Origin of the sequence: Mycobacterium sp. ACS1612, from assembly GCF_001667505.1 — a bacterium.
Lineage (GTDB): Bacteria > Actinomycetota > Actinomycetes > Mycobacteriales > Mycobacteriaceae > Mycobacterium.
In genome coordinates, this window is the sequence record NZ_LZHZ01000037.1 from 224,140 (window position 1) to 248,216 (window position 24,077).

Sequence of the window (24,077 nt, forward strand, 5' to 3'; positions counted from 1 at the left end):
GGCCGTGACCGCGACAAGGCCCGTCACCGCCCGCCGGAAACCGGACAGCTCGCGACCACGCCTCCGGCTCAACGCCAAGTTCGCCTACGGCACCGGCGCCGTCGTGGCGGTGCTCGCCCTGTGGCAGATCGTGGCGATGCTGCGGATCAAGCCGGCGATCATCCTGCCAGGCCCGTCCGACGTCATCCTGGCGTTCCAGCAGTTGTTCGCCAGCGCGACCATCTGGACCGACCTTGCGACAAGCGGCAAGGAACTGCTCTACGGACTGGTGCTCGCCACCCTCGTCGGGTTGCCGCTCGGTCTACTGATCGGCTGGTACCGCAAGCTGTCCTGGGCGGCCAGCCCGTTGATCAACTTTCTCTACGCCACCCCGCGAATCGCGCTGACCCCGCTGCTGATCATCTGGCTCGGAATCGGCCAGACGTCGAAGATCGCGATCGTCTTCCTGATGGCGATCTTCCCGATTCTCATCAACACCGCCAGCGGCGTGCAGAATCTCGATCCGGCGGTGCTGCGGGTTGCACGCTGTTTCGGTGCCAACGATCTGCAGATCTTCCGCACCATCGCGCTGCCGGGATCGGTGCCGTTCATCATCAGCGGTCTTCGACTCGCGGTGGGCCAGGCGCTGATTGGAGTCTTCGTCGCGGAATTGAGCGGCGCCACCCACGGCGTCGGCATGCTGATGAACAACGCCGGCCAGCAGTTCCAGACCTCGGTGGTGTTCGCCGGGCTGTTCATCTTCGCGATCACCGGTGTGGTGCTGACCGGACTGCTCCGCGCCGTCGAACAACGCTTCGCCGCGTGGCGGCCCGAAACTCATTGACGGAGAAAGACTATGAAACGCATCTGGATTCTCGCCGCAGCCGCCGCCATGGCGATGACCGCGTGCGGTGACAACGCGGGGACACAGGCCTCCGGCGGTGACCCGAACTCGATCACGTTGAGCTACAGCCAGATAGTCGCCGACGAGCTTCCGTTTTGGATCGCTGATGAGGCGGGGCTGTTCAAGGCACAGGGCCTGGATGTGAAGCTGACCAACCTCAGCAGTTCCGACGGCTTCCCGGCGTTGATCTCCGGTCAGACGCAACTCGCGTCGATCGGGGCGCCGGAGATGGTGTCCGGCGCCGCGTCTGGCGGGCAGGTGAGTTACCTTGCGACGCTGACGCCGGTGTTCACCTACGAGTTGTTCACGAAAGTCAAGACGCCGCAGGAGCTCAAGGGCAAGCGGGTCGGTATCACGTCGACAAGCGGCTCGCTCTACATCGCCACGGTGGAGGCGCTCCAGCAGCTGGGGCTGAAGCCGAGCGATGTGGCGCTCACGCCGTTGGGTTCGGTGACAAACGTGAACAACGCACTCGTGGCGGGCACGATCGACGCCGCCATGTCGCATCCGCCCACCACGACTCAGTTGGAGGCGGAGGGATTCCACTCGATGCTGGACCTGGCGTCGCAGAACATCCCGACTTCGAATGTGGGCATCGCGGCCACCGACGCCTATGTGCAGTCGCACGGCGATCAGATCCGCCGGTTCATGACAGCCGTGCAGCAGGCGATCAAGCGGGAGAAGACCGACGAGGCGTATGCCGTCAGCGTGCTGTCCAAACATCTGAAGGTGACCGATCCCAAGGCATTACACGACACCTGGGCGTACTACACGAAGGTGCTGCCGGACGTGCCGACGCCCACCATCGAGCAGCTGCAGACCTCGGTGAACGAACTCGCGCCGACCAATCCCGCGGTCAAGAACCTCGATCTCAAGACTCTGGTCGACGCGTCGTTCGTCAGCCCGGAGTAGAGCCCCGGAGTCGAGCCCCGGAATAGAGCTATGTGACCGCGCTGATGCTCGCGGCGCAGATCGGCATGTCGACAGTCATCGGGTGTGAGACAAAGCCATTAGGTGGTGTGACCACCAGGTTGCCCCAGCGGGGGCACGGGTCCCCCGTCGCGGTGTCGATCGCGTAGGCCGTGACGTCCGCGGTGGCGACTTCGTTCGGGTTCAGCGTCAGATGCGGTGCGGCGTTGGCCGGCCGCCGAGGCACGTTGATCAGCACACCGCCGGCGGGCGTCACGAGATCCGCTCCCGGATAGCCGACAAGCGTGCACGGATGTGACGACGTGTTCTTGAACGACAGGATCACGTGGCGCTGGGTGTTGGCCGACTCCACCGTGCCGTTGGTGACTTCGAGGTCGTCGATGCACGGGCCGAGCGCCGCAGGCGCCGGCGCGTTGAAGGTGCTGGTCACGGTCACGGTCACCGGTGCAGGTGCCGGCCGCTCCGAAGAACAGCCTGCCAGCACAGCAACCGCAATCAACGGCAGCGCGATTCGCTTCATGTCGGCAAGGATGCCGCCGACCGCTTGGCAGATTCTTGACACCGCGCGCGGAGTTTCGCCCAGAAGCCGAGCGGAAACACTGCCTCCATGAGCCGGGCCATCCGCGCGGTCGCGGCCGCCGTCGCCTCGACGCTGGGGGCCGTCGCCGCCCGTGACCTCTTCCAACGTAAGCACGCGCTGCTGCGCAACTTCCCCGTCGTCGGGCATGCGCGGTATCTGATCGAGGCGATCGGCCCCGAACTTCGGCAGTACGTCGTCGCGGCCAACGACGAGGAGCGCCCGTTCACCCGCGATCAGCGCCGGTGGGTGTACGCCTCGTCGAAGCACGAGAACAACTACTTCGGGTTCGGCACGGACAACGACCTGGAGTACACGGCCGGCTATCCGGTGATCAAGCACCGCACGTTCGGCCGGGCCGTGCCGCGGACGGCGCCGAGGGCCGGCCACGAAGTCGACCTGCCGTGCGCCAAAGTGCTCGGTGCCGCACGTGGCCGACGCAACGCGTTCCGGCCGACGTCCGTCGTCAACATCAGCGCCATGAGTTTCGGCTCGTTGTCGGGCAACGCGGTCGAGGCGCTCAACCGCGGCGCGGCGTTGGCGGGCTGTCTGCATAACACCGGAGAAGGCGGCATCTCCCGTTATCACCGCAACGGCGGCGAACTCCTCTTCCAAATCGGCACCGCTTACTTCGGCTGCCGCGACGCCGATGGCCGCTTCGACTTGAACAAGCTCAAGGACGTGGTGGCCGGCGCGCCGGTGCGGGCGCTGGAGATCAAGCTGAGCCAGGGCGCCAAACCGAGCCTGGGTGGGTTGTTGCCCGCGCCGAAGGTGTCAGCCGAGATCGCCGCCGCCCGTGGAATTCCGGAGGGCCGCGACTGCGTCAGCCCGTCGCGGCATGCCGAATTCTCCGACCCGGACAGCCTGCTGGACTGGGTGGAGCTGCTGGCCGACGAAACCGGCCTTCCCGTCGGCATCAAGTCAGCCGTCGGCGACCTCGAATTCTGGTACGAACTCACCGATCTCATGCAAAGCACGGGGCGCGGCGTCGACTTCGTCACCATCGACGGCGGCGAGGGCGGCACCGGTGCCGCGCCGTTGATCTTCACCGACACCGTGTCGCTGCCGTTCCAACTCGGCTTCGCGCAGGTGTATCGGATTTTCGCCGAGCGGGGGCTGCACGAGCAGGTGACGTTCATCGGCGGTGGCAAGCTCGGCCTGCCTGACAACGCGGTGGTCGCATTCGCGCTGGGCTGCGACATGGTCAACGTGGCGCGCGAGGCCATGCTCGCGATCGGCTGCATCCAGGCGCAGAAATGCCACACCGATACGTGCCCAACGGGAGTCGCCACCCAGAACGCGTGGTTGGCCCGCGGTCTGGTGCCCGACGTCAAGGCGGTGCGCGTGGCGAACTACATCAAGACGCTGCGCCGCGACTTGGTCAAGATAGCCGAGGCGTGCGGCGTCGAGCACCCGGGACTGATCAGCACCGAGTCGATCGACATCCTCGACGGTCGGACGGCGTCGACGCCGCTGAACGAGGTGTACGGCTACACGACGGACATGGGTCTTCCGTCGGCGGCTGACCGCGACGCCATCATCCGCTTGATGACAGCCGTTGAGTCGCAGGGTGGTTCGGCACCGTCGTCAGCGTCGGCAACCGGTTAGGAGGGCGGATACGGCCGGGTTGCGCCCTCGGCGCGGACCGAGCCCCTGCGCCGCGCGGCGGACAGCGGAGTCGCGATGTCCTCCAACGACTTTCCTTCTGCGTCGACCGCGAGGAACCAGGCGACCAGACCGCCCGCCATCATCACGCCCGCGCCCAGCAGGTAGCCCAGGAACAGCGAGAACGAGTTGGACCCGTCGCCGATCAGGGCACCGTAGATGACCGGACCCAGCGCGCCGAAGCACTGGGCGATCGCGAAGAACACCGCGATGGCCTTGGCCCGCACCTCGAGCGGGAAGATCTCGCTGACCGTCAGATACGCGGCGCTGGCTCCCGCCGACGCGAAGTAGAAGATGATGCACCACGCGATCGTCTGGGTGATCGCGTTCAGCGCCCCGGCGTTGAACAAAACGGCGCTGACGGCCAACAGCAGACCGGACAACAGATATGTGCCTGCGATCATCTTCCTGCGGCCGATGGTGTCGAAGAAGTGCCCAATGGTCAACGGGCCGGTCAGGTTTCCGACCGCGAACGCGATCAGATACAACGGCGCCGACTCAGACGCCACCCCGTAGAACTTGCCGAGCACCAGGGTGTAGGTGAAGAAGATCGCGTTGTACAGGAACGACTGGCTGATCATCAGCGACGCGCCCAGGATGGAACGGGACGGGTACTCGCGGAACAACACTCGGGTCAGCGCGACATAGCCGATCTTCTCCGTCGGCCGCAGGTCGATGGCCTTGTTTTCGTCGACCGGAGGCAGGGTGACGCCGGTGGCCTCGACCTCTTCTTCGATGTAGGTGATCGACTTCTCGGCGGCGTCGACGCGGCCGTTCATCACCTGCCAGCGCGGGCTTTCCGGCAGGTGCCGTCGCACGAACAGGATGACCAGGCCCAGCACCGGGCCGAGCAGGAAGGCCAGCCGCCAGCCGAGGCTCAGGTCGATGGCCTTGAGGAAGATGAAGGTGCCCAGCGTGCCGAGAATCGCACCACCCCAATACGTTCCGTTGACGGCGATGTCGACTCGGCCGCGGTATCGGGCGGGGATCAGTTCGTCGATCGCGGAGTTGATGGCCGCGTATTCGCCACCGATGCCCATGCCTGCGATGAACCGGGTGACGTAGAGGAACACGATCCAGCCCGCGCCGTTGCCCAGTGTCAGCGCGGTCAGACCGCTGCCGATCAGGTAGACGCCCAACGTGATCATGAAGAGGTTGCGTCGGCCGAGTTTGTCCGACAGCCGGCCGAAGAACAGCGCGCCGACCACCTCGCCCGCCAGGTACACCGTGGCCATGAAGCCGACCGCGGTCGACGACAGGCCGAGGGTTTCGTCCTGGGTCAGCGTGTCGGCCACGGCGCTGGCGACGGTGATTTCCAGGCCGTCGAGGATCCAGGCCACGCCCAGCGCGACGACCATCCGGGTGTGGAACGGCGACCACGGTAGCCGGTCTATTCGGGCTGGAATCAAGCTTCGGATCACGCCGGGTGCTTCGGCTGGCGCTGCCATGACCGCCTCCTTGCGAACAGCACAAACAGTGGAGATCGCTTTCCCGCCGACGGGTGGTCGCAAACCTGCTCGCCAGCGCTAACGTGGCAGCCGTGGTGCCCATCAGCCAGGGTCTCGTCCTCACGGACGAGTTCCGCCATGCGTTTGACCTGCTGGCCGGCGGGCGGCACCTGTTTTTGACCGGTAAGGCGGGCACCGGCAAGTCGACGCTGATCCGGCAGTTCATGGCGCAGACGGATCGGGCGGTGGTGGTGGTCGCGCCGACCGGCATCGCGGCGCTCAACGTCGACGGCTACACCATTCACCGGCTGTTCGGCTTCCGCACCACGACGACGCTGGCCGACGTCCGCGGCGGCGCCTACCGGCCCGGCCGCTTCACCAAGACGTTGGCGTCGCTGCAGACGCTGATCATCGACGAGGCGTCGATGGTGCGCGCGGACGTTTTCGACATGCTGGCCGCGGCGCTGGAGCGGTTCGGCCCCGTCCCCGGCGAACCGTTCGGCGGCGTGCAGATCGTGTCGGTGGGCGACCTGTACCAGCTGCCGCCGGTGGTCGGTGAGGGCGAGGCTGAGTACTTCTCGACCGCCTATGAGACGCCGTACTTCTTCTCCGCGCGGAGTTTCCGCCGCGAGGACTTCCCGACAGTGTCGTTGACGACGGTGTTCCGTCAACTCGGCGACGACCGAATGACCGCCATCCTCAACGAGATCCGCGAGGGCGTGCTGCTCGGCCATGCGCAGGAACAGCTCAACGCCCGCGCGGACAGGGATTTCGTCCCGCCGGACGACGAGTTCTGGATGACACTGGCGCCGACGAACCGTCTGGTGACCGCGCGCAATCGGCAACAGCTGGAACGATTGCCCGGCGACGAGTTGGTGCACCACGCGAAGGCGTCGGGTGACTTGTCGCTGTTCGACCCGCCGGTCGAGGAGACGCTGCGGTTCAAAGTCGGCGCGCAGATCATGATGCTGAACAACGACCAGAGCGACCGCTGGGTCAACGGCACCATCGGCCGGGTCATCGGCGTCGACTACGACCGCTATGGCGCGGTGGTCGAAGTCGAATTCGCCGACGGCTCTTGTGCGGACGTGACGCCGTACACCTGGGATGCGACCCGCCCGGTGGTGTCCGGCGGCTCGCTGAGCCGCGAGGTGATCGGCTCCTACACGCAGTTGCCGTTCAAGCTGGCGTGGGCGATCACCATCCACAAGGCGCAGGGGCAGACGCTGGAACGGTTGGTGGTCGACCTGTCCGGAGGGATGTTCTCGACGGGCCAGCTGTACGTGGCGTTGAGCCGCTGTACGTCGTTGGCGGGGCTGGTGCTGAAAAGGCCTGTGCTGCCGAAGGACCTGAGGACGGATCGGCGGATCGCGCGGTTCCTGCGCAGCTCGGTCGACGACGGCAGTGCGCGGCGGTACTGTGCGATCGGGATGCTGACCGTCGGCGAGGAGGGCCGAATGTCGCGGCCGCGGCCGGTGGAGTTGGCGGTCGCGTTCGACGACGGCACGGCAGTGTCGACGCTGATCAATCCGCAGCGGGATCTGGCCGACGCTCGAACGGCGTTCGGTATCAACGTCTCTGACGTGTTGCTGGCGCCGACGCTGCGGGAGGCGTGGGCAGTGATCGCGCCGATGCTGGCGGGTTGCACGCCGGTGGGCGCCGGAATCGACGAGACGCTCGGCCTGATCGACTTCGAACTGAAGCGGCTGGGATATGTGACGGCGATGCCGCTTGGCATCGAACTGGCCGACGCACTGCGCGGTGTGCGGGTGTCGGGCCGGACAGCGTTGGAGCGGGCGCAGTCCGCGTTGGCCGCGCATACCGAGTCGGAGTCCGAACAGGGCTCGTCGGCGTTCGAGGAACCCGAACCGGCGGAGTCGATTTCGGGACTGCTGGTCAGCCGCGACCACGCGGTGCCGACACCGGCTGCCGCCCATCTGCCGGCCCTGTCGGCGCTGCTGCGGGTCAGCCGGGATGTCGGCGCAGTGTTGTTGGGAGCCGAGCCGCCCCACCAGTTGGATTCCTCATGGGAGGCGGCGGCGCGGCAGTCGGTGGCCGATCAGCTGCGGGCGGCGGCGTCACGGGTGCAGTTGCCCGCGGTGGTGGTGGAGCGGCTGCAGCAGGCATCTCAACTGCTGGGTAGCGAAATCGTCGCCGAGTCAACCTTTTTCGAGCGCGACGACATCGGCGCCGTGCTGACGCCGGGAGCGCGCATCTGTTTCACGGGGACCGCGCAGGACAGTGCGGGTCGGATCGTGGAGCGCTGGGAGATGGAGGAACTGGCCGAGTCGGTGGGGCTGAAGCCCGTCAAATCGGTGACGAAGACGCGCTGTGAGGTGCTGGTCATCGCCGAGGCAGGCACGCAGTCGGGCAAGGCACGCAAGGCGCAGGAGTACGGCAAGCCGGTGTTCACGGCTGATGAGTTCCTGGCCTGGGTGTCCGCCCCTCGTTGAGCCCTGCGGCGCTGACGGACCGGTGGTCGAGACCTGTTCGCTCGCTCACCACGTTCACCAGGTCGTCGTAGGTCCGACAGACCACCGATACCCCCGTGGGGCCGCTGACCATCCATCCCGACGTTATCGCGCGTATCTGGTCGCGCTTCATCAACGCCGCCAGGCGATTGGCCACCGCCGACCGGCGTCGTGGCCCAGCGACCAAGTCAGCGGCCCAATCCGGTGGTGCACCCGCGCATCCGCCACACATCAGGGCATCACGTCGCCCGAGTTGGGTCCGAGAACCTGGCCGACGTAGAGATTGCCGCCCGGTTCGGACGCCAGCAGCACGGCCGTCGGCGCGATCTCGTCAGGAGTCCCGAACCGCCCGAGCGGAAGTTCGGCACGCTTGTCGCGCTTCCAGTCCTCGTCGATTCCCGCGACCATCCGGGTGTCGATGGGCCCCGGTGCGATCACGTTCGCGAGCACTCCTTGATCGGCCGTCTCCAGCGCGATCGACTTCGTCAGCGCGATCACACCTGCCTTGGCCGCGGCGTAATGAGCGAGCGACACACCGCCTTTGATGGCCAACTGCGACGCGATGTTGATGATCCGACCACTTCGCTGCTGCAACATGGGCCGCAGCGCAGCACGGTTGAGCAGAAACACCCCCGTGAGGTCCACGTCGAGCGTCTCCTGCCACCGTTCGGTCGACATGTCCACCGCAGGCGCCTGCGTCAGGATGCCATGCGAACAGACCAGGATGTCGAGCCCGCCGTCGTTTTCGACGATGTCGGAAACCACCGCGTCGACCGCCGATTCCACCGTGACGTCCAAGACGTGGGCGCGCCGCGCCCCCATCGTGGCTGCGAGTCCCATGACTTCGGGATCGCGGTCGGCGGCGGTGACCACCGCACCGGCCTCGACGAACGCGGTCGCGATCGCATGCCCGATGCCGGATGCGGCGCCGGTCACGAGTGCTCGTCTGCCGTCAAGAACCTTGGTCATGGTCAGTCCCGCATCGCCACGGTCAGCGCGCCGTCGACGACGATGGCCTGACCGCTCACATAGGACGCCTGCGGGCTGGACAGGAACGCAATGACCTCGGCGACTTCGCGAGGATGTCCGACACGGCCCCACGGGATGTAGCCGCCCGCACGGTCCAGGCCCTCGGGGCCGAGCGAATTGACCGCGTCAGTGGACTGCGGTGTGCGGATCAATCCGGGGATGACGGCGTTGGCGCGGATTCCACGGGGGCCGTATTCGACTGCGAGACTGCGGATCAGCCCCAGCACGCCAGCCTTGGCGGTGGCGTAATGCGCGTGCTCCTGCCAGCCGTACACGCCGCCGGCGATCGACGAAATCGCGGTCACCGATCCACCCTCACCCATGTGACGGAGTCCGGCTCTGGCCGTGCGCATCACCCCGTGCAGATCGACGTCGAGCAGATCGTGCCACCGTTCGTCGGTGATGTCGGCGAAGGCAGACCCGCGCAGGATGCCCGCGTTTGCGACCGTGATGTCGATGCGCCGCCACGCAGACATCAGCACTGCGGCGAAAGCATCGACCGATTCCGTCGACCGCACGTCGACTTCCACGATTTTCCCTTCCCCGCCCGCGTCATGCACGTCGCGCAACGTGGTCTCCGGGTCGTGCGGGTCGCCGGGAAATGTCCCGATTCCGACGCGAATACCCCGTTCGGCGAGGCACACCGCGGTCGCCGCGCCGATTCCCGAGGCGGCGCCGGTGATCATCGCCACGGGCTGATCGCTCATGACTGCACCTCCGTGATGGCTTGTGCCTGTTCCCGCGCCGCAGCCGCCGTCGGCGGCGCGACCTTGTGTGCGCCGAGGACGACCACACCCGAAATGACGGTGCCGACCGCTCCCACCCAGAACGCCGCGGTCGAGTAGCCGATGGATGCGGCGGTCAGACCGGTGAGGATGAAGCCCGAGATGATGGCGCCGGGTTGCGACATCGCCCCGATGAACGCGCTACCCGTTGCGCGGCAATCGGTGTCGAAGCACTCGGCCTGGAAGAACATGATCGCCGCATACGGGCCCAGCAGGAAGAACAGGCCCATCATGTAGGTGACGAGAACATAGGCCGTGTTCGAGGGCCCGAACAGCATGGCCGCGAAGAACACGCCGGCCAGCAGCCAGCCGACGGCGATGGTGTTTCGCCTACCGAACCGATCGCCTGCCCAGCCGTGCGCCAGGTAGCCCGCGATGCCGACGACGTTCGACAGCACGACCAGCATGAGGGTGCTCGACGCGTCGATTCCCTTGCCCTGTTCGAGCACCGTGGTGCCGAGCACCGAAAAGGTCTGGATACCAAACCAGTTGAGCAGCCACGCCAGCGACAGCACCACCGTGTTGCGCAGGTGCTTGCCGGTGAAGATTCGCCGGTACGGTGCCGCGGTCTGCTCGACGGTTGCGGTGGCCGCGGCCAGGGCTGTGGCTTCGTCGTGCTTGCCTTCGCGACGCAGCTTGCGCACCGTCTGTTGCGCCTCGAACTGCGGGCTCTCCTTCAGGGTGCGGCACAGCAGGGCGACCAGCACGGCGGGGATGGTCGCCAACAGGAAGGCCACGCGCCACGCGCCCTCGCCGAAGACCGAGGTGACGACCGCGACGAAGCCGGCCGCGAGTAAGGCGCCTGTGGGCCAACCGGTTTGCACCATTGAGTAGACGAATCCGCGACGCTTCTTGATCGCCTCGTCCTCGGTGAGTTCGTAGAGCTCGTTGAGGTAGGTGGCGTTGACCGACTGTTCGGCCAGACCGAGGCCGCTGATCGAACGCACGCCGACCAACGACGCCGCACCGAAGGTTGCGGCCGTTGCTGCCGACGATGCGGCGGTGCCGCCGACCGAGATGATCATGCCGCGACGCCGGCCGAGTTTGTCCACCATCGGGCCGACCAGAAGGACCACGATGGCGGTGCCGACGCTGACCAATGTCGAGACGAGAAGGGCGTGACTGGTGGACCACCGGAACGACTCCGCGATGCGCGGCAGCAGTGTGCCGAACAGGATGAAGTCGTATACCGCGATGGTCCAGGCTATGTAGGCGATCCCCGAGGCGCGACGCGTCTCGCTGCCGGTAACCCGCCGCAGCCCAGGGCCTACGAAGGCATTCGATGATGACATTGGCCGATCCTTTGTCTGGGTGAACTGGTCAGGCGCGAGGACGCCGCTTCTTGAAGTCCTCGGCGATGGTGTCGAAATTGGCCCAGGTGATGCCGTCGTGGGAGTTGATGTGCTCGATGAGACGCTCGAGCATGAGCAGCACTTGCGGGCGGCCCGACACATCCGGGTGAATGGTGAATGTGAAGACCGCGTAGTCGCTTTCGCGGTACACCCAGTCGAATTGGTCACGCCACATCTCTTCGATGTGTCGCGGGTTGACGAAGCCGTGGCTGTTCGGGCTGCCCTTGATGAACATCATCGGCGGCAGGTCGTCGAGGTACCAGCTCGCCGGGATCTCGACGAGGTCGGTCTCCTCGCCGCGCACCAGCGGATTCATCCACTCGGCGGCCGGCTTGTCGTAGTCGATCGGCGTCCAGGAGTCGCCGACGCGAACGTAGTAGGGCTCGAAGTCGCGATGCATCAGCGAGTGGTCGTATTTGATGCCGCGCTCGACGAGCAGTTCGTTGGTGACCCTGCTGAACTCCCACCAGGGCGCCACATAGCCCGTCGGCCGCTTTCCTGTCCGCGAATCGATGAGATCGATGCAGTAATCCAAGATTTCGGATTCCTGCTCCCGCGTCATGGCGATCGGGTTCTCGTGGCTGTAGCCGTGGACGCCGATCTCGTGACCCGATGCCACGACCATGTCGAACTGCTCAGGGAAGGTCTCTATCGAGTGGCCGGGCCAGAACCAGGTGGCGGGAAGGTTGTACCGCTCGAGAAGGGTGTTGAGGCGGGGCACACCGACCTCGCCCGCGAACACGCCGCGTGAGATGTCACCCGGCGAGTTCTCACCGCCGTAGGAGCCCAACCACCCACCGACGGCGTCGACGTCGATGCCGAAGGCCACGAAGATCTCTTTAGCCATTGCTCATTCCTCCTTGTCATCTGCGTAAAGCGCGATCATCGAGTCGACCCCAGGGGTGTTGCCACCGTGGTGAGATAGCCACAGCGCCAGGAGAATTCGAAGTTGTGTCGCCGGCAGCGCCGGTGCGGCCGGCACGTCTGCCGCGATCAGGTCGGCACCGCCGCCGTTGCCGTACACACCGGCCACCGGACCTTCCGGAACGCGGGTCGACAGCACGACGGCCACTCCGTCGGCAACGAGTTCACGAGCGGCGTCGACGACCTCTGGGTTGGCGTTGCCGATACCGGTGCCCGCCAACACGATTCCCCGGGCGCCCGCTGCGACCGCGGCTCGCATCAGCGTGGCATCGGCGCCTGGATACATCTCGACGAGATCGACACGGGTGTTGTCGAAGTCTGCGGTCGGCCGGGCAAGGGCTTTGGGCCGCTTGGGAATCGCGCTGATGGCCACGGTGCCGTCGGTGACCGCCCCGATCTTCGCGCCCGACACCGACCCGAACGCCGCCAGGGCTGTCGTGTGCAGCTTGCGGGTTGCGCGGGCGGGCAGGATCTGCCCGGCGAATACCACCAACACCCCGATCCCCCGCGCGTCCGGCGATCCCGCGACGACGACCGCGTCGGCGAGGTTCTGCGGCCCGTCGGCGTCGAGGGCGTCGCTGGCTCGCTGTGCGCCGGTCAGCACCACCGGTCGCGGGTCGTCGTGCACGAGGTCCAGCAGGATCGCCGTCTCCTCCATGGTGTCGGTCCCGTGCGTGACGACGATGCCGTCGACCGGATCGTCCTTGCGGTCGAGAAGCGCGGCGACGGCGTCGCTGATGGACCGGATGTGCTCCAGCCTCATGCAGTAGGACCCCACGGTCATCAAGTCGATCGATTCGACCTCGATGCCGGTCACCTGAGCGGTCTGCAGCAGGTCGGCGGCCGACCGGGTGGCCACGACCCCGCCGTCCGACGCGGTGGACGCGATGGTGCCGCCGGTGGCGATCACGGCGATGCGGGTCATCGGCACCCAGGTGCGCTGTGGCGGTCGTAGCCGTCGGCTGTGACGGCTGTCTCGGGATGGCGCATGTCCCGAGTGAAACACAACACAAACGTTTGACGCAATCGTTTGTGTAACTTCCGTCAAACGTTTGTGTAAAACGGTTGGAAACGCGCCAGGTCTTGTAGGGTGATGGCCATATCAGGGAGGACAGTTAGCTGATGGCGTCGCAACAGGGACCCATGACGCTGCGCAGAATCGCCGACGAGCTCGGGGTCAGCCCGTCGACGGTGTCCCGCGTGTTGGCCACGCCCGGCGGTGAGGCGTTGCGGTGGGGTTCGCCCGAGACCGTCGCCCGGATCCGCGCCTTCGCGAAAGAGCACGGGTACTCCCCCAACCCGCAGGCGTCCAGCCTGCGCACGCGGCGGTCGGGGTTGATAGGGGTGCTCGTCCCTCGGCTGCAGGACTACGTGCTGGCGACCATCTATGAAGGCATCGAGGAGGCCGCGTCAGAGGCCGGCCTGTCGACATTCGTCACCAACTCGCTCGACATCGACGAGAACCAGCGGGCGCGGACGCGGATGATGATCGATCGGCGCGTGGATGGCCTGATCTACGGCGACGCGCACCTCGATCATCAATTTCTCGACCAGGTCTACGCGGAAGGCATCAAGTTCGCGCTGGTCTCCCGGACCGCGGGCGGCTATCCGTCGGCCACCTGCGACGACGAGAAGGGCGGCCGGCTCGTAGGGCAACATCTGGCGGACACCGGTCGGCGCGACGTCGCGGTGGTGGCCGGCCTGGAATTCGCATCGACCGCACGTAACCGGACGAACGGCTGCCTTGCTGCGCTGGCGGAGAACGGGATTCACGTTCGGCCCGAGCGGGTGGTCTACACCGGCTTCGATCCCGCTGGTGGCCGCGCGGCCGCGGAGCAGATTCTGGCGCACGGTTCGGTGCCCGACGCGATCTTCGCCACCAATGACTTCGCGGCGATCGGGGCGTTCGGAGTGCTGCGCGACAAGGGAATTCGCGTACCCGACGATGTCGCGTTGGTCGGATACAACGACACCCCGCTGGCCGAAGGCGGCGCGGTTCCGCTCACCACCATCCGTTCCCCGATGCACGAGATGGGCCGGCAAGGCGTGCGGCTGCTGCTCGAAGTGCTGGCGGGCCGGCGCCCCGAATCTGTGCTCCTCTCCCCGGAATTGATCATCCGTGGCAGCAGCATGGCTGCGTGACTCAGCGCCGCAGGTATTCACGAATTCCTGGCATGGGTTTCCGTGAGCCGCTGACGTGACTGATACTCATGCGATGACAGTCGTCGACGCGGACTGCCCGTGGTCACCGCGTGAAGCCGAGTTGCTGGCGGTCACGCTCGAGCTGCTGCAGGAACACGGTTACGACCGGTTGGCCCTGGAGGCGGTGGCCACGAAGGCGCACGCCAGCAAGGCCACGCTTTACCGTCGGTGGCCGACGAAGGCCGAACTGGTGCTGGCCGCGTTCATCGAGGGCACTCGACAGGTCGCGGTCGACCCGGACACCGGCAGCCTGCGCGGCGATCTGCTGGCATTGGGCGAGCAGATCCTCGCTCACGTCGAACTTCATGCCGGCACCATCCGAGCGGTGCTCGTCGAGGTCTCCCGCAACGCCGAACTCGAGACCGTCATGCAGGAGCAGTTCCTGGTCCAGAAGGAAGCGTTGATGGGTGGCGTGCTCGCGCGGGCCGTCGAGCGTGGAGAGATCGAGACTTCGGCGATCACCGACGATTTGTGGGATGTGCTGCCCGGCTACCTCATCTATCGCTCCGTGTTGACCGGGCGGAACGCATCCAAGGACACCGTGCGCGTGCTCGTGGACAACGTCCTCATCCCCGGTCTCACTCGCCACAACACGTGACGTCTGGGTTGTGTGGTCCGGTCCCGTACCGTACTGTCAATCAGGTTGATATCCAGCAAGCGATGAGCCATGCTTCGTTGACATGCCATAACGCCTGAAAGGGTCACGGATGCCGCGGTTTTCGATCGGAAGCCGAGTGCTGCGGCATTGGATGCTTGTGGTGGCGGTGTTCGTGGTCGCGTTAGCGGGGTTCGCGGTGTATCGGCTCAACGGCATTTTCGGCTCCAAGGACGTCACCTCGACCCCGAGCGGGGCGGCCAACGAGATCCATCCGTTCAACCCGAAGCATGTGGTGATGGAGGTGTTCGGGCCGCCGGGCACGGTGGCGACCATCACCTACACCGATGTCAACGCCCAGCCACAGCGGGTCGACAGTGCGACGCTGCCGTGGACCTACGACACGACCACCACCCAGCCGGCCGTTTTCGTCAACGTCTCCGCCCAGGGCGACAGTGACTCGCTGGGCTGCCGGATCAAGATCGACGACGTGGTCAAGGACGAGAGAACGGTCAACGCGTTGAACGCCTTCACCTACTGCTTGGACAAGTCCGGATGAGCCAGCATCTGGCCAGATGGGTGCGCTGGCTGTGCGTGCCGATCGTGGTGTTCTGGCTGGCGGTGGCGGCCGTCACGAATGTGTTCGTGCCGCAGCTGGAGAAGGTCGGCGAAGAGCACAACGTGGCGTTGAGCTCGCCGAGTTCGCCGTCGCTGCAGGCGTTTCAGCGCATCGGCAAGGTATTCCACGAGTTCGACTCCGACAGCGCGGCAATGGTGGTTCTCGAAGGTGACCAGCCGTTGGGCGCCGAGGCCCACCGCTACTACGACGAGTTGGTCAAGCGGTTCAACGCCGACACAAAGCATGTCCAGCATGTGCAGGATTTCTGGGGCGATCCGCTGACCGCGGCGGGCTCGCAGAGCCCGGACGGTAAAGCCGCCTACGTGCAGGTGTTCCTGGCGGGCAATCAGGGTGAGGCGCTGTCGCTGGAGTCGGTCGACGCGCTGCGCGACATCATCGCCAAAACGCCTGCACCACCGGGCATTCACGCCTACGTCGCCGGCTCGGCCGCGCAAATCGCCGACCAATTCGAGGTGGGCAACGAGAGCACCACGTTCGTGACGATCCTGACCGTCGCGGTGATCGCGGCGATGCTGCTGATCGTCTACCGCTCCCCGGTGACGATGGTCCTGGCGCTGCTCACGGTGCTGGTCGAGATGTCGGCGGCGCGGGGGATCGTGTCGTTCCTGGCCAACGTGGGACTCATTGGGCTGTCGACGTATTCGACCAACATCCTGACCCTGCTGGTGATCGCGGCGGGCACCGACTACGTCATCTTCCTGCTCGGCCGGTACCACGAGAGACGCAACGACGGCCTCGACAAGACGGCGTCGTTCTACGACATGTATCGCGGAACGTCGCACGTGATCCTGGGGTCGGGGTTGACGATCGCGGGTGCGGTGGCGTGCCTGTACTTCACCCGGTTGCCGTACTTCCAGAGCCTGGGCATCCCGGCGGCGATCGGTGTGCTGATCGCGTTGGCGGCGTCACTGACGTTGGCGCCCGCCGTGTTGGTGATCGGCAGCCGGTTCGGGCTCTTGGAGCCGAAACGCAAGACGGCCAAACGGGGTTGGCGGCGGATCGGGACCGCGATCGTGCGGTGGCCGGGGCCGATCCTGATCGCGACGATGGCGTTGGCGTTCATCGGGTTGGCCGCGCTGTCGGGTTACAAGGTCAGCTACGACGTGAGCCCCTATATGCCGGCCAGTGCGCCGTCGAATGTGGGGTATGCGGCCGCCGAGCGGCACTTCTCCAAGGCGCGGTTGAATCCGGAACTGTTGATGATCGAGGCCGACCACGATCTGCGTAATCCGACCGACATGATTTTATTGGAGCGGGTGGCCAAGGCGGTGTTTCACACCGACGGCATCGCCCAGGTGCAGTCGATCACCCGACCGTTGGGCACGCCGCTGGACAACACCTCGATCCCGTTCCAGCTCAGCGCCAACAGCGCCGCACAGATCAACAACCTGCCGTTCCAACAGGATCGGGCCTCCGACCTGCTGCGGCAGGTTCAGGTCATCAACGACTCGATCGACGTGCTGCGCCAGCAGTACGCGTTGCAGCAGCAGTCCAGCGCGATCACCCACGAGCAGAGTCAGGCGTTTCAGGACACGGTGACCACGGCGCAGAATCTGCGCGACAAGATCGCCAATTTCGACGATTTCTTCCGCCCGCTGCGGAACTACTTCTATTGGGAGCCGCACTGTTTCGACATCCCGGCGTGTTGGGCGTTGCGGTCGTTGTTCGATGCGCTCGATGGCATCAACGAGTTGACCGATCAGCTGGCCAACGTCTCGGGCAGCATCGCCAAGCTCGATGCGTTGCAGCCGAAGTTGTTGGCGTTGATTCCGCCGCAGATCGCCAACCAGGAGACCAACCGCGATCTGACGATGACCAACCATGCGACCACGTCGGGGATCTACGACCAGACCGCCAAGGCGTTGGAGAACTCGACGCAGTTGGGGGCGGCCTATAACGCGTCGAAGACTGATGATTCGTTCTATCTGCCGCCGGAGGCGTTCAGTAACCCGGAGTTCCTGCGCGGGCTCAAGCTGTTCTTGTCGCCGGACGGCAAGGCGGCGCGGATGATCATCACCCATGACGTGGATCCTGCGACGCCGGAGGGCATTTCGCACATCGATGCGATCCGGCATTCGGCGGCCGAGGCGGTCAAGGGGACACCGTTGGCGGGGTCGAAGATCTATATCGGCGGGACGGCGTCGACGTACAAGGACATCGCCGAGATGGCGCACTACGACCTGATGATCGCGGGCATCGCGTCGTTGAGTTTGATCCTGCTGATCATGTTGTTCATCACCAGAAGCCTGGTGGCGGCGTTGGTGATCGTCGGCACGGTGGCGTTGTCACTGGGGGCGTCGTTCGGTGTATCGGTGTTGGTGTGGCAGCACCTGTTGGGTGTCGACTTGTACTGGGTGATTCTGCCGTTGGCGGTGATCCTGCTACTGGCGGTTGGCTCGGATTACAACTTGTTGCTGGTGTCTCGGTTCAAAGAGGAGATCCATGCGGGCATCAACACGGGCATCATCCGGTCGATGGCGGGCAGCGGGTCGGTGGTGACGGCGGCAGGCCTGGTGTTCGCCTTCACGATGGCGTCGTTCATTTTCAGCGACCTGCGGGTGCTGGGGCAGATCGGGACGACGATCGCGTTGGGTCTGATGTTCGACACCCTGATCGTGCGGTCGTTCATGACGCCGTCGATCGCCGCGCTGCTGGGTCGGTGGTTCTGGTGGCCGGTGCGGGTGCGGCAGCGGCCGATTCCGCAGAGGTTCGGCGAGGACCGACAGCTTGCGCTGTTCTAGATTCGGCGGCGCGGGTATTCGGTCGGCATGAGCAAGGAAACTGATAGGCAGAACGAGGACTCGGCGAAGGTCGATCCGCCGCCCGGACCGGCCGATCACGGCCGCGAGGGCGGGATGGCGACCCGGGAGAATGCGCCCGAACTGACCGAGCCTGACCGCGGGGATTAGGAGATAGCGCGGCTTGCCGGATATCTCCTTATACCTCGATCTGATCGATCGCTTCATCGGGCGGGAGATCTCCGCATCGGAGTTCGAGAAGTCGTTCCTGCACGCGATGAAGTCCGAAACACGGATACTCGGCGATCCGGTCTACCCGATCCTCCGAGACCTCGTCAATGAGCTCAGCTGGCTTAAAGGGTCCAGTTACCTCATCATCGTAGACTCTGCGCAACACCTCCTGACCGAGTCACCAGAGGACTTCCCGCTGCTGCTCCAAATACTCGACACTCACGCTGAATGGCGGGCCATAACAACGGATTTCGGTGAACGAGGTAGGTTCCCGATCGCCTTTCAGACGGTCTTTGCGTGCCAACCCGAAGCGGTCGAAGGATTCAAGAAGCGGCTGACCGACGCCAACGCGTCTTTCACAGTCTTACACGGTGATTAAGGAGAGGCCGTTTGAATGAGCAGCTGTTCAATCCCGACGGTCCGGCAATCTCCGTCCTCGCCGCGACCCCGTCCACGTTAGCGGACCATCTCATGGCGTGGATGCCAGCACATCCCGAATGGGACATTCTCCGCGTCCGCGGCACCAAATCGTCCAATAAGAAGGAGTTCTTCGACGAAGTGGGTGCCGCGGTGCAGTTCCCCTACTACTTCGGCGAGAACTGGGATGCATCGTGGGACTGCATCACCGAGCTCAGCTGGCTCAAGGGGTCAAGCTTTCTCATCGTCTTCGATTCGGCGGAATACCTACTCACACAGTCGAACCAGGATTTCGAGATCCTGCTCAGAATGCTCGACGACGCTAGCAGCCTGTGGCACGAGTGACTGCGGACATGAGGGACCAACCGGTCGTTTCCCAATCCGTACTGGCATGCGATCCGCATATTGTCGATGCGCTGACGAAGAGGTTGCGCGCTTTGAAGTGATGATTCAGCCCGCGCGCGACGCGTTCGCCGCCTTGACTTTGAGAACCTTGTCGAGATAGTCGGCGACTGCGTCTCGGTTGCGGGTCAGGAACTCGATACGTTCGGTCAGCCGGGCTTGTTCGCGTCGCAGCGTGGTGATCATGTCCGGTGTCACGTCCGGAACGTAGATGGTCTGCGGCTGATCCAGGCACGGCAGCAGCTGCTGGATGATGCGCGTCGGCAGGCCGGCGTCGAGCAGTCCCTTGATCTGCAGCACCACATCGACGGTCGGCTCGCGGTACTCCCGGTATCCGTTGTCGCCGCGGCTGGGCGTGAGCAGTCCCTGCTCCTCGTAGTAGCGCAGCAGGCGGCGGGAGACGCCGGTGCGCTCAGCAAGTTCGCCGATTTTCATGTGCTCAAGGTTACATTTGACCTTCACATCAATGTGAAGGTTCAACACTCGATGCGTGGACATGAAACTCGGACTGCGCCTGCCCCAGCGACTAGGCGTCAACCTGCAACACGACATCATCGAGGCAGCCATGACGGCCGAAGATGCCGGATACGCCAGCTTGTGGACATATGAGCGGCTGCTTTTCCCCGACAATCCCGTCGAAGGTTACGGTGGCACGGACCTCGCGTGGCCGGAGACCCAGCGACAGGCCGCCGATCCGCTGGCAGTCCTCACTGCGGCGGCGGTTTCGACCGAAGAGGTGCGCCTCGGCGTTGCCGTTCTGGTTGCAGCACTGCATACGCCCGTGCATCTGGCGAAGGAACTGGCCACGATCGATCAGATCAGCGGCGGCCGCGTGATTGCCGGACTCGGCACCGGCTGGTCCACCGACGAATTCCGGGCGGCGGGCGCCACCCGAGCCGATCGCGGGCGCCTCCTCGACGAGACGCTCGATGTGTTCGATGCGATGTGGGGACCGGACCCGGTGACGTTCCGCAGTCCTCGCGTCGTCGTCGACAACGCCTCAGTCCTGCCGAAGCCGGTCACAAGGGTCCCCGTGATGCTGGGCGGCGTCGGTTCGAAAGTCATGCAGCGCATCGCCAAACGTGCGGACGGCTGGCTGCCGGTGATGCTCCAGTCAGGACCGGCCGGAGCCGCAGAGCTCCGCAAAAGCTGGGGCCGCATCAGGGAATTGGCGTCCGAACACGGCCGAGACCCAAGCACTATGGAGATGATCGTGGTCGGAAATGTCACCTTCACCGAGCGTCCGACAGGTCCAGACCGCACCGCGTTCGTCGGCACTCTCGACCAAATCGTCGACGACATCCACACGGCCGCCGAAGCCGGCGCAGACGAGCTCATCATCGACCTGAATCTGCAGGACTGGTTCACCAGCACGCAGCAGATGCTCGAGACGGCGGTGGAGATCCGCCAGCGGGCCGCTGCTTGACCTCTGCCTCTGCCGAAGCCCCGCGTCCGGCAGTTGAGGAAGGCAGAGCGATCGACTGTGGGTAACTGTCGGGCCCCACCGTCAGTGAGCAGTAATGTCGGCCCCGGCATGGCGAAACTGGAAACCCGGGTGGCACGAATCGCTGACGCGTTGTTGGCCAACCACCGATACGTCCGCCCAATCGATGTGCTCATCGGTCTGGGCTGGCTCGCTGAGCCGAGCGTCGATCGTTGGATGAAGGGTCGCGCACCTGCGCTCGATTGCTGCCTCGGCGTCGACACCACCAAAGTCCCGACAGCCCTTGCCGCATTGCAACATTGGGGCCAAGGCCGCGGGCTCGCGGCGTGCGAAGGCGACTATCAAGCCTTGCATTTCATGTCCGACGGCGACCCGGACGTCGAACGCGCCTACCGCACCCATTGGGTTTTAGCCGACGCTCCCGAACCGGTAGCGGAGGTTCCACCACGCCGCCCCCACAAGATCACCGTGATGTTGGCGGACACGGCGGCGACGTGCACGTCGTGCGGCGGCATCGGAGACCTGCTGCGCGCGGGCGAGGCGGGCGCGCTGTGCCTGGATTGCGCGGGGCTCGGACATCTCGAGTTCTTGCCGTCCGGTGATGCGGCGCTCACCCGCCGCGCCAACAAGGCCAGCGGGATGTCGGCTGTCGTGATGCGCTGGAATGGTCGACGTCATCGCTTCGAGCGCCAAGGGATTTTGGTAGAGCCGGCGGCGATCGAGCGAGCGGCGCAGCAATGTCTCAACGACGCCGACGCGCGCGCCCGCCGCAGAGCGGCTCAGGACGTGCTGTTCCAGGAGAAGTTCGCCGCCGCCATCCGTGAGCAGTTCCCGGGTTGTCCCGCCGAGCGGGCCGAGGCGATCGCGTTGCATACGGCGGCACGCGGCAGCGGACGGGTGGGACGAAGTGCGGCCGGCCGGGCGTTGGATAGTGAGGCGGTGCGTCTTGCCGTCGTTGCGTCAGTGCGCCATGTCGATACCGATTACGACGAGCTGCTGATGTCAGGCGTCGACCGTGAATCGGCGCGCGCACAGGTGCATGCGCGCGTCGAGGACATCGTCAGTGCCTGGCACGACGGTGTGGCGATGCTCGACGACTAGCGCGATCACCGACTCTGGGATTAGAAAACTATACCCAGGAGTTAGGACTTTCAGGCAGCGCTGCTGGCTTCGGTGGCGCGTCTGAGTGACGACCATCGACCGCTGGAGGGCACGAGGATGTGCGGAATTTTCGCTGCGATGACACGTGACGGCGTTGCCAGCGACCGCTGCGATGCGGCGCTGAAGCTTCTTGAGCATCGCGGGCCGGACGGCACCGGCCTGTGGACGTCGCGGGATGGGCGGTGGACGCTCGGGCACACGCGGTTGTCGATCATCGGATTGAACAACGGTAGTCAACCCATGACCAGCCCGGACGGCGCGGTACATGTGGTGGTCAACGGCGAGTTCTACGGCTACCGCGCTCTGCGCGAGCGGCTGCACGACGCGGGCTATCAGTTCTCCACCGACAGCGACAGCGAGATCGCCTTGCACCTGTATCGGCAGCGCGGCATGCAGGCTGCGACACAGCTGCGGGGCGAGTTCGCGGTGGTCATCGCCGACGAACGGCAGCGGGCGATGTATGCCATCCGCGACCGCTTCGGCGTCAAGCCGCTGTACTACGCGGTGGTCAACGGCGAGGTGTTCTTCGCGTCGGAAATCAAGGCGCTGTTGGCGCTCGGTGTGCCGGCCGCCTGGGACCTCGAGGGCGCCACCGGCGGGATGGGCCGATCGCACGAGAAGACCGAGTTCGCCGGGATCAGCACGGTACCGCCGGGCTGCTACGCGATCGCCAGGGACGGTGCTGTGCGCATCTATCCGTATTGGGATTGGGAGATCCCGACCGCTGAACAGATGAAGGCGGACACCCGAAGCGAGGCGGAGGTCGTCGAGGAATTCCGCGAGGCGTTGGCCGACGCAGTACGCGAACGACTGGTGGCCGACGTCGAGGTGGCGTCGTATCTGAGCGGTGGCATCGACTCGTGCGCTGTGCTCGGGCTCGCGCAGCAGGAGATGGCGCGGCCGATCCGCGCGTTCACTCTCACCTTCGACAATGCGCTCTATGACGAGGCGCGGATCGCGGAGGCTCAGGCCAGGCATGTCGGTGCGACGTATCAGCCGATTCCGATCACCGGCCGCGAGATCGCCGAGTCCTTCGCGGATGCGGTCTGGCATTCCGAGACGCAGATGTTCAACGGTCATGGCGTCGCCAAGTATCTGCTCAGCCGTGCGGTGAGCCGCGCCGGCATCAAGGTGGTGTTCACCGGTGAAGGCGCCGACGAAATGCTGGGCGGCTACCCGTATTTCCGGATCGACGCGCTGAACAACGATCCGACCTTGAGTCCTGATCAGAAGACCACGCTGCTTGACGAGATGTTCGGTGCAAATGCGGCGACGCGAGCGGTGCTGATGCCGCAGCAGCTCAACAGTCCGGAATTGCAGGCGGTGGAGCGGCGGCTCGGCTGGTCGCCGGCGACGCTGAATATGGCTGCGGGGCAGGCCAATAGCGTGGTGCCGTTGCTCCGCGAGGACTTACCGGCGTCGGTCAGGGAATTCCAGCCGCTGGTGGCCGCGCTGGATCGGCTGCCGCTGGCACAACGGGTCGCGGGGCGCGACCGGCTCAATCAGATGCTCTATGTCAATGCCAGGACCGTGCTGCCGAATTTCATCCTGAACTACCTGGCCGATCGGATGGAGATGGCGCATTCGATCGAAGGGCGGGTGCCGTTCCTGGACCATCGGGTCGCCGAAGCCGCGGCGCGGGTGCCGGTGAGCATGAAGGTCAAAGGCATTCGGGAGAAGCATGTTCTGCGTGAGGCGACCAAGGATGTGTTGATCCCCGAGGTGTACGACCGGCAGAAGCATCCGTTCACCACTCCCCCGACGCGGAACCCGAACGACCCGATGCTGGAGTTCTATCGCGACACCTTCGCGTCGCAGGCGGCGAAAGACCAGCCGATCTACGACATGGCGAAGGTTTCGACGGCGCTCGATGGGCTGCTCGACGTGCCGGCCGACCAGCGCATCGCGGTCGAAGGAAATCTGCAGCGCGTCGCGAGCGTAGTCGTGATGCAGGAGTTGTTCTCCATGGCGTGAGCCAGCCACACATTTCAAAGTGCCCACGTACTGAGCGACTTCGGCTCAGTTGTCGCTGGGTGGTGGTTTGGGTTCGTAGGGGTTGTACCACCACCAGTCGGCGCGTTCGCCGAGTGGCCCGGTCCAGGGTGGCACGTCGGGCGGTGGGCCGTTGGGTGGGCGGGCCAGTGATGCCGAGGTCAGTGGGTTGCCGTCGCTGTCCGATACGT

General features: G+C 65.2%; 22 protein-coding genes. 14 read left to right on the forward strand and 8 right to left on the reverse strand.

What is annotated here, in order from left to right; translation table 11 throughout:
* The first annotated feature begins 4 nt into the window (after positions 1-4).
* Together A5724_RS17660 and A5724_RS17665 are read left to right on the forward strand one after the other, a co-directional pair.
* On the forward strand, positions 5-823 hold the full coding sequence (locus A5724_RS17660; protein ID WP_197518701.1) for an ABC transporter permease: 819 nt from the start codon (positions 5-7) through the stop codon (positions 821-823).
* Positions 824-835: 12 nt separating this feature from the next.
* The gene (locus A5724_RS17665) at positions 836-1,795 is read left to right on the forward strand and encodes an ABC transporter substrate-binding protein (RefSeq protein WP_067804508.1); all 960 of its coding nucleotides are present in this window, start codon (positions 836-838) and stop codon (positions 1,793-1,795) included.
* A 28-nt stretch (positions 1,796-1,823) separates the two neighbouring features.
* Here A5724_RS17665 and A5724_RS17670 read toward each other — a convergent pair whose 3' ends face one another.
* On the reverse strand, positions 1,824-2,333 hold the full coding sequence (locus tag A5724_RS17670; protein WP_067804511.1) for a DUF4232 domain-containing protein: 510 nt from the start codon (positions 2,331-2,333) through the stop codon (positions 1,824-1,826).
* Positions 2,334-2,420: 87 nt separating this feature from the next.
* Between A5724_RS17670 and A5724_RS17675 the strand changes: the two genes are divergently transcribed.
* A complete protein-coding gene (locus A5724_RS17675) occupies positions 2,421-3,998 on the forward strand; it encodes an FMN-binding glutamate synthase family protein (protein ID WP_067804515.1) in 1,578 nt (525 codons plus the stop codon).
* Here the strand turns inward: A5724_RS17675 and A5724_RS17680 are convergent.
* Positions 3,995-5,503 (reverse strand): MFS transporter, encoded by a 1,509-nt coding sequence (locus A5724_RS17680; protein ID WP_067804518.1) that lies wholly within the window; start codon positions 5,501-5,503, stop codon positions 3,995-3,997. The genes A5724_RS17675 and A5724_RS17680 overlap by 4 nt on opposite strands.
* A gap of 101 nt (positions 5,504-5,604) precedes the next feature.
* Between A5724_RS17680 and A5724_RS17685 the strand changes: the two genes are divergently transcribed.
* Positions 5,605-7,956: an AAA family ATPase gene (locus tag A5724_RS17685; protein ID WP_067804654.1), complete on the forward strand. Its 2,352-nt coding sequence runs from the start codon at positions 5,605-5,607 to the stop codon at positions 7,954-7,956.
* 249 nt (positions 7,957-8,205) lie between these two features.
* Here the strand turns inward: A5724_RS17685 and A5724_RS17690 are convergent, their stop codons facing one another.
* The 5 genes from A5724_RS17690 to A5724_RS17710 are packed head-to-tail and all read right to left on the reverse strand — an operon-like array spanning position 8,206 to position 12,989.
* The gene (locus tag A5724_RS17690; RefSeq protein WP_067804522.1) at positions 8,206-8,943 is read right to left on the reverse strand and encodes an SDR family NAD(P)-dependent oxidoreductase; all 738 of its coding nucleotides are present in this window, start codon (positions 8,941-8,943) and stop codon (positions 8,206-8,208) included.
* A gap of 2 nt (positions 8,944-8,945) precedes the next feature.
* Complete coding sequence (locus tag A5724_RS17695) at positions 8,946-9,710, reverse strand: SDR family NAD(P)-dependent oxidoreductase (RefSeq protein ID WP_067804525.1); 765 nt, start codon at positions 9,708-9,710, stop codon at positions 8,946-8,948.
* Positions 9,707-11,080 (reverse strand): MFS transporter, encoded by a 1,374-nt coding sequence (locus A5724_RS17700; RefSeq protein WP_067804527.1) that lies wholly within the window; start codon positions 11,078-11,080, stop codon positions 9,707-9,709. The genes A5724_RS17695 and A5724_RS17700 overlap by 4 nt, the downstream gene beginning before the upstream one ends.
* Before the next feature lie 28 nt (positions 11,081-11,108).
* Positions 11,109-11,987, reverse strand: coding sequence for a polysaccharide deacetylase (locus tag A5724_RS17705; protein WP_067804529.1), 879 nt, complete (start codon positions 11,985-11,987; stop codon positions 11,109-11,111).
* A 3-nt stretch (positions 11,988-11,990) separates the two neighbouring features.
* Positions 11,991-12,989, reverse strand: a complete 999-nt coding sequence (locus A5724_RS17710; protein WP_082965116.1) for an asparaginase — start codon at positions 12,987-12,989, stop codon at positions 11,991-11,993.
* Between the two features lie 197 nt (positions 12,990-13,186).
* Here A5724_RS17710 and A5724_RS17715 point away from each other — a divergent pair, with 197 nt between their 5' ends.
* The 7 genes from A5724_RS17715 (at position 13,187) to A5724_RS17740 (ending at position 19,232) form a co-directional block, all read left to right on the forward strand.
* Complete coding sequence (locus tag A5724_RS17715; protein WP_067804533.1) at positions 13,187-14,206, forward strand: LacI family DNA-binding transcriptional regulator; 1,020 nt, start codon at positions 13,187-13,189, stop codon at positions 14,204-14,206.
* A gap of 73 nt (positions 14,207-14,279) precedes the next feature.
* The gene (locus A5724_RS17720; protein WP_067804535.1) at positions 14,280-14,864 is read left to right on the forward strand and encodes a TetR/AcrR family transcriptional regulator; all 585 of its coding nucleotides are present in this window, start codon (positions 14,280-14,282) and stop codon (positions 14,862-14,864) included.
* 109 nt (positions 14,865-14,973) lie between these two features.
* The gene (locus tag A5724_RS17725) at positions 14,974-15,420 is read left to right on the forward strand and encodes an MmpS family transport accessory protein (RefSeq protein ID WP_156752335.1); all 447 of its coding nucleotides are present in this window, start codon (positions 14,974-14,976) and stop codon (positions 15,418-15,420) included.
* Complete coding sequence (locus tag A5724_RS17730) at positions 15,417-18,242, forward strand: RND family transporter (protein WP_067804538.1); 2,826 nt, start codon at positions 15,417-15,419, stop codon at positions 18,240-18,242. Before A5724_RS17725 ends, A5724_RS17730 begins: the two co-directional genes overlap by 4 nt.
* A gap of 27 nt (positions 18,243-18,269) precedes the next feature.
* Positions 18,270-18,410, forward strand: coding sequence for a hypothetical protein (locus tag A5724_RS34230; protein ID WP_197518702.1), 141 nt, complete (start codon positions 18,270-18,272; stop codon positions 18,408-18,410).
* Positions 18,411-18,423: 13 nt separating this feature from the next.
* Positions 18,424-18,849: a colicin immunity domain-containing protein gene (locus A5724_RS17735; protein ID WP_067804540.1), complete on the forward strand. Its 426-nt coding sequence runs from the start codon at positions 18,424-18,426 to the stop codon at positions 18,847-18,849.
* A gap of 11 nt (positions 18,850-18,860) precedes the next feature.
* Positions 18,861-19,232 carry a barstar family protein gene (locus A5724_RS17740; RefSeq protein WP_067804543.1) on the forward strand — a complete coding sequence of 124 codons (372 nt, stop codon included), beginning with the start codon at positions 18,861-18,863 and terminating at the stop codon, positions 19,230-19,232.
* Between the two features lie 105 nt (positions 19,233-19,337).
* Here the strand turns inward: A5724_RS17740 and A5724_RS17745 are convergent, their stop codons facing one another.
* The gene (locus A5724_RS17745; RefSeq protein ID WP_067804545.1) at positions 19,338-19,724 is read right to left on the reverse strand and encodes a MerR family transcriptional regulator; all 387 of its coding nucleotides are present in this window, start codon (positions 19,722-19,724) and stop codon (positions 19,338-19,340) included.
* A gap of 61 nt (positions 19,725-19,785) precedes the next feature.
* Between A5724_RS17745 and A5724_RS17750 the strand changes: the two genes are divergently transcribed.
* The 3 genes from A5724_RS17750 to asnB all read left to right on the forward strand — a co-directional run bounded on the left by A5724_RS17750 (position 19,786) and on the right by asnB (position 23,868).
* A complete protein-coding gene (locus tag A5724_RS17750; RefSeq protein ID WP_067804661.1) occupies positions 19,786-20,715 on the forward strand; it encodes an LLM class F420-dependent oxidoreductase in 930 nt (309 codons plus the stop codon).
* Positions 20,716-20,901: 186 nt separating this feature from the next.
* A complete protein-coding gene (locus A5724_RS17755; protein WP_232004878.1) occupies positions 20,902-21,834 on the forward strand; it encodes a DUF2293 domain-containing protein in 933 nt (310 codons plus the stop codon).
* Between the two features lie 117 nt (positions 21,835-21,951).
* Entirely contained in the window at positions 21,952-23,868 is a 1,917-nt protein-coding gene (gene asnB / locus A5724_RS17760; protein WP_067804549.1) for an asparagine synthase (glutamine-hydrolyzing), read from the forward strand.
* Positions 23,869-24,077: the final 209 nt, after the last annotated feature.

Coding starts and splice junctions, on each gene's coding strand:
- A5724_RS17665 (WP_067804508.1), top strand. CDS start 836: ATGAAACGCATCTGGATTCTCGCCGCAGCCGCCGCCATGGCGATGACC.
- A5724_RS17670 (WP_067804511.1), bottom strand. CDS start 2,333: ATGAAGCGAATCGCGCTGCCGTTGATTGCGGTTGCTGTGCTGGCAGGC.
- A5724_RS17675 (WP_067804515.1), top strand. CDS start 2,421: ATGAGCCGGGCCATCCGCGCGGTCGCGGCCGCCGTCGCCTCGACGCTG.
- A5724_RS17680 (WP_067804518.1), bottom strand. CDS start 5,503: ATGGCAGCGCCAGCCGAAGCACCCGGCGTGATCCGAAGCTTGATTCCA.
- A5724_RS17690 (WP_067804522.1), bottom strand. CDS start 8,943: ATGACCAAGGTTCTTGACGGCAGACGAGCACTCGTGACCGGCGCCGCA.
- A5724_RS17695 (WP_067804525.1), bottom strand. CDS start 9,710: ATGAGCGATCAGCCCGTGGCGATGATCACCGGCGCCGCCTCGGGAATC.
- A5724_RS17700 (WP_067804527.1), bottom strand. CDS start 11,080: ATGTCATCATCGAATGCCTTCGTAGGCCCTGGGCTGCGGCGGGTTACC.
- A5724_RS17705 (WP_067804529.1), bottom strand. CDS start 11,987: ATGGCTAAAGAGATCTTCGTGGCCTTCGGCATCGACGTCGACGCCGTC.
- A5724_RS17710 (WP_082965116.1), bottom strand. CDS start 12,989: ATGACCCGCATCGCCGTGATCGCCACCGGCGGCACCATCGCGTCCACC.
- A5724_RS17715 (WP_067804533.1), top strand. CDS start 13,187: ATGGCGTCGCAACAGGGACCCATGACGCTGCGCAGAATCGCCGACGAG.
- A5724_RS17720 (WP_067804535.1), top strand. CDS start 14,280: ATGACAGTCGTCGACGCGGACTGCCCGTGGTCACCGCGTGAAGCCGAG.
- A5724_RS17725 (WP_156752335.1), top strand. CDS start 14,974: ATGCCGCGGTTTTCGATCGGAAGCCGAGTGCTGCGGCATTGGATGCTT.
- A5724_RS17730 (WP_067804538.1), top strand. CDS start 15,417: ATGAGCCAGCATCTGGCCAGATGGGTGCGCTGGCTGTGCGTGCCGATC.
- A5724_RS34230 (WP_197518702.1), top strand. CDS start 18,270: ATGAGCAAGGAAACTGATAGGCAGAACGAGGACTCGGCGAAGGTCGAT.
- A5724_RS17745 (WP_067804545.1), bottom strand. CDS start 19,724: ATGAAAATCGGCGAACTTGCTGAGCGCACCGGCGTCTCCCGCCGCCTG.
- A5724_RS17750 (WP_067804661.1), top strand. CDS start 19,786: ATGAAACTCGGACTGCGCCTGCCCCAGCGACTAGGCGTCAACCTGCAA.
- asnB (WP_067804549.1), top strand. CDS start 21,952: ATGTGCGGAATTTTCGCTGCGATGACACGTGACGGCGTTGCCAGCGAC.